Source organism: Nocardia jiangsuensis, assembly GCF_042650385.1.
In the GTDB taxonomy this organism is placed as follows: Bacteria; Actinomycetota; Actinomycetes; order Mycobacteriales; family Mycobacteriaceae; genus Nocardia; species Nocardia jiangsuensis.
Genome location: NZ_JBHSAX010000014.1, coordinates 515384 through 522242 on the forward strand (window position 1 = coordinate 515384; position 6859 = coordinate 522242).

Genomic DNA, 6859 nt, shown 5'->3' on the forward strand with positions numbered 1-6859 from the left:
CTCCCGGTGAACACCATGTATCTTGCCTTGTGCGTCGGCTGATGTGCCGCCGCTCACGTCTCGACCCGGGAGTGTTCGTGATGGCTTTGCCGCAGGTGTCGTCCCTACGTTCGTCGCTCGTGCCGCGGGCGTCGCTGGCGATTGCCGCCGCGGCGCTGCTCACGGCCACGTTCGCGTCGGCCTGCTCCAGTGGTGACGGCGGCAACCCGACGTCGGAGAATCTCGACGGCCGCGGCCCGATCACCTACGTGGAGGGCAAGGACACCACCGAGACCGGCGTGGTGAAGCAGATCATCGAGCGCTGGAACGCCACCCACCCGAACGAGCAGGTGACGTTCAAGGAGCAGTCCAACGACGCCAACCAGCAGTACGACGACCTGGTCGAGCACATGCGCTCGAAGCAGTCCGGGTACGACGTCGTCGCGCTGGACGTCCCGTGGACCGCGGAGTTCGCGGCCAAGGGCTGGATCCAGCCGCTGAAGGACACCTTCTCGATCGACACCGCCGCGCTGCTCTCGCCGACGGTCGCGAGCGCCACCTACAACGGCACGCTCTACGCGGCGCCCCGGAACACCAACGGCGGCCTGCTCTTCTACCGCAAGGACCTGGTGCCGACCGCGCCGCGCACCTGGACCGAGCTGCTCGGCCAGTGCCAGGTGGCGCGGGACAACAACATCGGCTGCTACGCGGGCCAGCTGGCCCCCTACGAGGGCCTCACGGTGAACACCGCCGAGGTGATCAACGCCTACGGCGGCACCTTCGTCGGCCCGGACGGCAAGACCCCGACGGTGGACAGCCCGCAGGCCCGCACCGGCCTGAGCACGCTGGTCGACGCCTACAAGAAGGGCGACATCCCGCGCGAGGCGATCACCTTCAAGGAGCCGGAGAGCGGCAACGCCTTCGCCAGCGGCAACCTGCTCTTCCTGCGCAACTGGCCGTACTTCTTCGGTGAGGCCGGCGGCGACGCCTCGCAGGTCAAGGATAAGTTCGGGGTGGCCCCGCTGCCCGGAGAGAACGGCGTCGGCGCCTCGACGCTCGGCGGCTACAACGCCGCGATCAGCGCCTTCTCCAAGAACAAGGCGACCTCGCTCGACTTCCTTCGCTTCCTGATCTCGGAGGAGGCGCAGCAGATCGTCGCCTCCGGCGCGCTGCCCTCGGTGCGCGCGTCGATGTACGACGACCCGGCCCTGATCGCGCAGATGCCGTACCTGCCCGCGCTCAAGGAGTCGATCGCGAGCGCGGTGCCGCGCCCGGTCACCCCGTTCTACTCCGCGGTGTCGAAGGCCGTGCAGGACAACGCCTACGCGGCGCTGAACGGCACCAAGTCGGTGGACGACGCGATCATCGGCATGCAGAAGGGCATCGAGACCGCCGGTAACTGACCGGCGGCATCGCGCCCGGCATACCGACGACCCGTAGGAGAGAACGTGTCGGATCCTTCGGGAACGGCCACCCTGGTCAAGGAACAGCAGCAGCCGCCCGCAAGTGGTGACGACCGGGGTTCGGCGCTGCGCCGATTCTTCGCGGCGCTGGCCGCGGAGTGGCGGCGCTCCCGCCGGGCGTGGCTGTTCGTCCTTCCGGTGCTGATCGCGCTGACCGTCGTCATCGGCTACCCGGTTTTCCGTGCGCTCTGGATGTCCTTCGAGAAGGACGCGGGGCTGGACCCGGCCACCGGCATGTTCGTCGAGGGCGGCGGCGCCGGCTTCACGAACTACACGCACTGGCTGCTGCAGCAGTGCCAGGCCACGGGCGGGCTGGTGCCGTGCCCCACCGGCACGCTCGGCTCGCAGTTCTGGCTGGCGGTCGGCGTCACGCTCTTCTTCACCGTGGTCACCGTCTCGCTGGAGGTGGTGCTCGGCCTGGCGATGGCCGTGGTGATGGGCAAGACCTTCCGCGGCCGGGCGCTGCTGCGCGCCGCGGTGCTCATCCCGTGGGCCATCCCGACCGCCGTCACCGCGCGGCTCTGGGAGTTCATGTTCCAGTACGACGGCGTGGTGAACCGGCTCCTCGGCACCGAGATCCTCTGGACCTCGGACGCCTGGCCCGCCCGCTTCGCGGTGATCGCGGCCGACGTCTGGAAGACCACGCCGTTCATGGCGCTGCTGCTGCTCGCCGGGCTGCAGGTGATCCCGGCCGACGTGTACGAGGCGGCCAAGGTGGACGGCGCCTCGGCCTGGCAGCGCTTCGTGCACATCACGCTGCCGCTGCTCAAGCCGGCGCTGCTGGTCGCGGTGCTCTTCCGCACCATGGACGCGCTGCGGATGTTCGACCTGCCCGCGATCATGACGCTGGGCAACCCGGCCACCAAGACCCTCTCGATCCTGGTGGTCGAGCAGGTGCGGCAGGGGCCGAACAGCGCGGCCGCGCTCTCGACGATCACCTTCCTGATGATCTTCGCGGTGGCCTTCGTGCTGGTGAAGGTCCTCGGCGCGAACGCGGTCCGCACGCAGGAGGAGCAGCGCAAGGCATGAGCACCGCCATCGACACCGGAAAGCCCGAAGCCACCCGCCCCGCGGTGCCGAACAAGCAGCCGTGGTCCAAGCGGCTCGGCACCGTCCGGCTCTACCTCGGCGCGCTGATCGTGCTGCTCTGGGGGCTCGCGCCGTTCTACTGGATGACGGTGACCGCCTTCCGCGATCCCGCCTACCAGTTCGAGAACACCCCGTGGCCGACGCACGTGACGCTGGAGAACTTCCGCAACGCGTTCGACACCACCCGCGGCAACGACTTCGGCAAGGCGCTGCTGAACAGCGTCATCATCGGGTTCGCGACGACGGTCGTGGCGCTGGTCATCGGCGTCCTGGCGGCGTACGCGCTGGCCCGGATCCAGTTCCGGGGCAAGTACATCGTCTCCGGGCTGATCCTGAGCGCCTCCATGTTCCCGGTGGTCGTGCTGGTGACCCCGCTGTTCCAGCTGTTCAGCGATATCGGCTGGATCGGGCAGTACCAGGCGCTGATCATCCCGAACATCTCGTTCGTGCTGCCGATGACGGTGTACATCCTCGCCTCGTTCTTCGCCGAGCTGCCGTGGGAGCTGGAGGAGGCCGCGCGGATCGACGGCGCGAGCAAGCTGCAGGCCTTCCGGCTGGTGATGCTGCCGCTGGCGGCGCCCGCGGTCTTCACCACCGCGATCCTCGCCTTCATCGCGGCGGTCAACGAGTACCTGCTGGCCCGGCTGCTCTCCAACAGCGCGACCGAGCCGGTGACCGTCGCCATCGCGCGCTTCTCCGGCAACGACCCGCTGGTGCAGCCGTACGCGGCGATCATGGCGGCAGGCCTCATCGTCACGGTGCCGCTGGTGATCATGGTGCTGCTGTTCCAGCGCCGGATCATCTCCGGGCTCACCGCGGGCGGTGTCAAGAGCTGATCGGGCCGTCGTCACCGGGTAAAGTCGGGGGACGTCACCGCGGGGTTCGCGGGTAGCCGCACCGGGAGTTCGCCGACGCTTTCGGAAGGAGAGGCTCGTGAGCTCGTCCGAAGAGCCCCCCGCGCCCCGGAGCACCCCGCGGCCCGTCTACGACGAAACAGCGCACTGGAAGCCGCTGCCCGGCCCGGGTGCCGCCGGCCGAGCCGGGAACACCCCGCCCGGCGCGCCGGTCCGGCCGCACCGCACCCGTGGCCAGCGGCTGCGGCGGCTGTTGCTGGCGCTCACCGTCGTCTTCGTCGCGGTGCCCGCGCTGCTCTTCGTGCTGGTCTACTGGAGCGCCGAGATCCCGAGTCCGGAGAACGCGCAGGGCGCCCGCACCGCCACCGTGCTCGCCGCCGACGGCAGCACCGTGCTCACCACGGTCGTACCGCCGAACGGCAACCGCACGCCGACACCGCTCGCCGACGTCCCCGTACCGGTGCGCCAGGCCGTGCTCGCCGCCGAGGATCGCGACTTCTACAGCAACCCCGGCTACTCCACCAGCGGCTTCCTGCGCGCCGTCCGGGACAACCTGCTCGGCCACGACAACGCGGGCGGCGGCTCGACCATCACCCAGCAGTACGTGAAGAACGCCTTCCTCGGCCACGACCGCACCGTCACCAGAAAGCTGCGCGAACTGGTGATCGCCGCCAAGATGGCGCGGCAGTGGAGCAAGGACGACATCCTCGCCGCCTACCTGAACACCATCTACTACGGCCGCGGCGCGTACGGGATCGCGGCCGCCGCCACCAACTACTTCGGCAAGCCGGTGCCCGAGCTGACCACGGCCGAGGGCGCGGTGCTCGCCGCCGTCATCCGCTCGCCGTCGATCCTGACCCCGGAGACGCACCTGCCGCAGCTGCGCGACCGCTGGCGCTACGTGCTCGACGGCATGGTCGAGCTCGGCACGCTCACCGCCGCCGAGCGGGACGCCACCGCCTTCCCGAACATCATCCCGGTCACCGACATCCCCGACACCAGCACCGCGCTCGGCCCCGAGGGGCTGCTGCGCACCCGGGTGCTGCGCGAACTCGCCGACTCCGGTATCGACGAGCACCAGCTGAACACCGGCGCGCTGCAGATCACCACCACCATCGACGCCCGCGCACAGCAGGCCGCGCTGGACGCGGTGACGAGCAGACTCGGCCCGCAACCGCCGCAGCTGCGCGGCGCCGTCGTCTCCGTCGACCCGCGCTCCGGCGCGGTGCGCGCCTACTACGGCGGCGCCGACGGCACCGGCTACGATTTCGCCGCCGCCCCGCTGCAGACCGGCTCCGCGTTCAAGGTCTTCGCCGCCATCGCCGCGCAGCAGCAGGCGATCCCGCTCACCCGGACCTTCGACAGCGGCCCGGTCACCGACCGGAACGCGACCATCACCAACGTCGGCGGCGAGAGCTGCGGCAAGTGCAGCCTCGCGGAGGCGCTGAAGCGCTCGCTCAACACCGTCTACTACCGGCTCACCATGTCCATGTCGGACGGGCCCGGCTCGATCGCCGACGCCGCGCACCTGGCAGGCATCCCGGAGGAGCTGCCCGGCGTCGGGAAGACGCTCACCGAGAACGGCGCACCGCCCTACAACGGCATCGTGCTCGGCCAGTACCTGGTGCGCCCGATCGACATGGCCTCCGCCTACGCCACCCTCGCCGCCGGCGGCGTCTACCACCCGCCGTACTTCGTGCAGAAGGTGGTGACCGGCGGCGGCGAGGTCCTGCTCGACCGCGGCGACCCCGGCCGCGGCGAACAGCGCATCTCCCGCGCCATCGCCGACAACACCGTCCGCGCCATGCTCCCGGTCGCGGGCTACTCCAACAACCACGGGCTCGCCGGTGGCAGGCCGTCCGCCGCCAAGACCGGCACCACCCAGCTCGGCGAGACCGCGGCCAACAAGGATGCCTGGATGATCGGGTTCACCCCCGCGCTCGCCACCGCGGTCTGGATCGGCACCGACCTGCCGCAGCCGCTGCGGACCGCCCGCGGCGGCGACATCTACGGCTCCGGGCTGCCCGCCGACATCTGGAAGGACACCATGGACGGCGCGCTCGACGGCACCCCCGTCGAGCAGTTCCCCGCCGCCGCGGCACCGCAACCGACCGCCCCCGGCGGGGGATTCGGCATCTTCGGGCCGGAGACCGGCACCGCGCCGAGCCCGACGCCCGCGGAACCCTTCATCGTGATCCCGCCCGCCACCTCCGGCCCCGCCGAGCCCGGCGAGCTCTTCCCCGGTCTCAGCGGCCGCTGAACGTGTTACCGCCAAGATCACGGTTACGCCTACCCGGTCCCCGCGGAACCACGGACGTGGCAGCATCGTTGGCCAGAGTGAGAGCTAACCGGAGTGAGAGCGACGCATGGGCCGGACCTCGGTGGTCCCGGCCGGTCGGCACCGCGCCGACCTGCGACGAAACCGCACGAAGGGCTCGAGCCGCGAACGACGCGCCGGGCGCGGGGCCGACAGCGTCGCCGGGCGGGCGATGCGGGAGGATAGCGCTCGAGCGACGACGAAAGACGAGACATAGGGGCTACGCCGGTGGATTTCAATGTCGTTGACCGTCCCGAGACGCTGGTGGCGGGAACAGTACTTCGCAGCCCGGCGCTCGCGGTCGAGGGACCGCGGCGGGCGAAGGTCGAAGAGGCGTGGAAGCGCAACCTCGCCCGCAGGCTCCCCGGCCCGCCGACGACGGCCTACGTCGACCACGCCCCCGAGATCAACTCGTACCTCACGCACATCGTCGGCTACCGCTGCCGCGGGCTCGCCGACCTGCTCCCCGGCGACGTGCTCGCCCGGGTTCCGGCAGGCCGCTTCGCCCGCTTCACCGCCAGCGGCGACAACCTCGGCGACACCATCGTGTCCATCTGGCGCACGGTGTGGGACGCCGAGGCCGCGGGCAAACTGGTGCGCTCCTACACCGGCGATGTCGAGCAGTACCCCGACGCCCGCACCGTCGAGGTGTTCGTGGCGCTGGCCGACGAACACGGGAACAGGTAGGACATGGCTGTGGACTTCGAACTCGTCACCCTGGACGAAATCCTGGTCGCGGGGTTGACGGTGCCGTTGACCGGGCGTGAGGTGGCTGCCCGCGACCTCGATCTGGTGAACTTCACCTGGGATCGGTATCTGGCGCGGGAGAAGACCGTCACCAGGGCCGCCGCCTACATCGGGCAGAACGATCACGCGGTCGCGGTGCTGGGGTACGAGGTGAGGGGGTTGGACGATCTCGACCCCGGGGATGTGCTGACGCGGATTCCGCAGGGGCGCTACGCGCGCTTCGTCGTCTCGGACAAGCCGTACGACCTGTTGCGGACCGCGTGGGCGCAGGTGGCGAAGGCCGAGGCGGCCGGGACGATCACGCGGTCGCACACCGCGGAGCTGGAGCGGTACACGGGACCTACGTCTGTCGAGGTGTACGTCTCGCTGGATTGAGACTCGCGCCGTGCGCGGCCGGTGGGCCGCGCACG

6 protein-coding genes are annotated in these 6859 nt (G+C 70.4%); all 6 read left to right on the forward strand.

Annotation, left to right across the window (positions count from 1 at the left end):
* Window positions 1-80 precede the first annotated feature (80 nt).
* The 6 genes from ACFO0B_RS16805 to ACFO0B_RS16830 all read left to right on the forward strand — a co-directional run bounded on the left by ACFO0B_RS16805 (window position 81) and on the right by ACFO0B_RS16830 (window position 6824).
* Window positions 81-1382, forward strand: coding sequence for an ABC transporter substrate-binding protein (locus tag ACFO0B_RS16805; protein ID WP_378613404.1), 1302 nt, complete (start codon window positions 81-83; stop codon window positions 1380-1382).
* Between the two features lie 126 nt (window positions 1383-1508).
* Window positions 1509-2471 (forward strand): carbohydrate ABC transporter permease, encoded by a 963-nt coding sequence (locus tag ACFO0B_RS16810; protein ID WP_378613831.1) that lies wholly within the window; start codon window positions 1509-1511, stop codon window positions 2469-2471.
* Window positions 2468-3367: a carbohydrate ABC transporter permease gene (locus ACFO0B_RS16815; RefSeq protein ID WP_378613405.1), complete on the forward strand. Its 900-nt coding sequence runs from the start codon at window positions 2468-2470 to the stop codon at window positions 3365-3367. The genes ACFO0B_RS16810 and ACFO0B_RS16815 overlap by 4 nt, the downstream gene beginning before the upstream one ends.
* A 97-nt stretch (window positions 3368-3464) precedes the next feature.
* A complete protein-coding gene (locus tag ACFO0B_RS16820) occupies window positions 3465-5645 on the forward strand; it encodes a transglycosylase domain-containing protein (RefSeq protein ID WP_378613406.1) in 2181 nt (726 codons plus the stop codon).
* A 285-nt stretch (window positions 5646-5930) separates the two neighbouring features.
* Entirely contained in the window at window positions 5931-6389 is a 459-nt protein-coding gene (locus ACFO0B_RS16825) for a GyrI-like domain-containing protein (protein WP_378613407.1), read from the forward strand.
* Window positions 6390-6392: 3 nt separating this feature from the next.
* Window positions 6393-6824, forward strand: coding sequence for a GyrI-like domain-containing protein (locus tag ACFO0B_RS16830; RefSeq protein WP_378613408.1), 432 nt, complete (start codon window positions 6393-6395; stop codon window positions 6822-6824).
* Window positions 6825-6859 lie beyond the last annotated feature (35 nt).

What these genes read in the sequence shown, in the direction of transcription:
- ACFO0B_RS16805 (WP_378613404.1), top strand. Translation starts at nt 81, where the DNA reads ATGGCTTTGCCGCAGGTGTCGTCCCTACGTTCGTCGCTCGTGCCGCGG.
- ACFO0B_RS16815 (WP_378613405.1), top strand. Translation starts at nt 2,468, where the DNA reads ATGAGCACCGCCATCGACACCGGAAAGCCCGAAGCCACCCGCCCCGCG.
- ACFO0B_RS16830 (WP_378613408.1), top strand. Translation starts at nt 6,393, where the DNA reads ATGGCTGTGGACTTCGAACTCGTCACCCTGGACGAAATCCTGGTCGCG.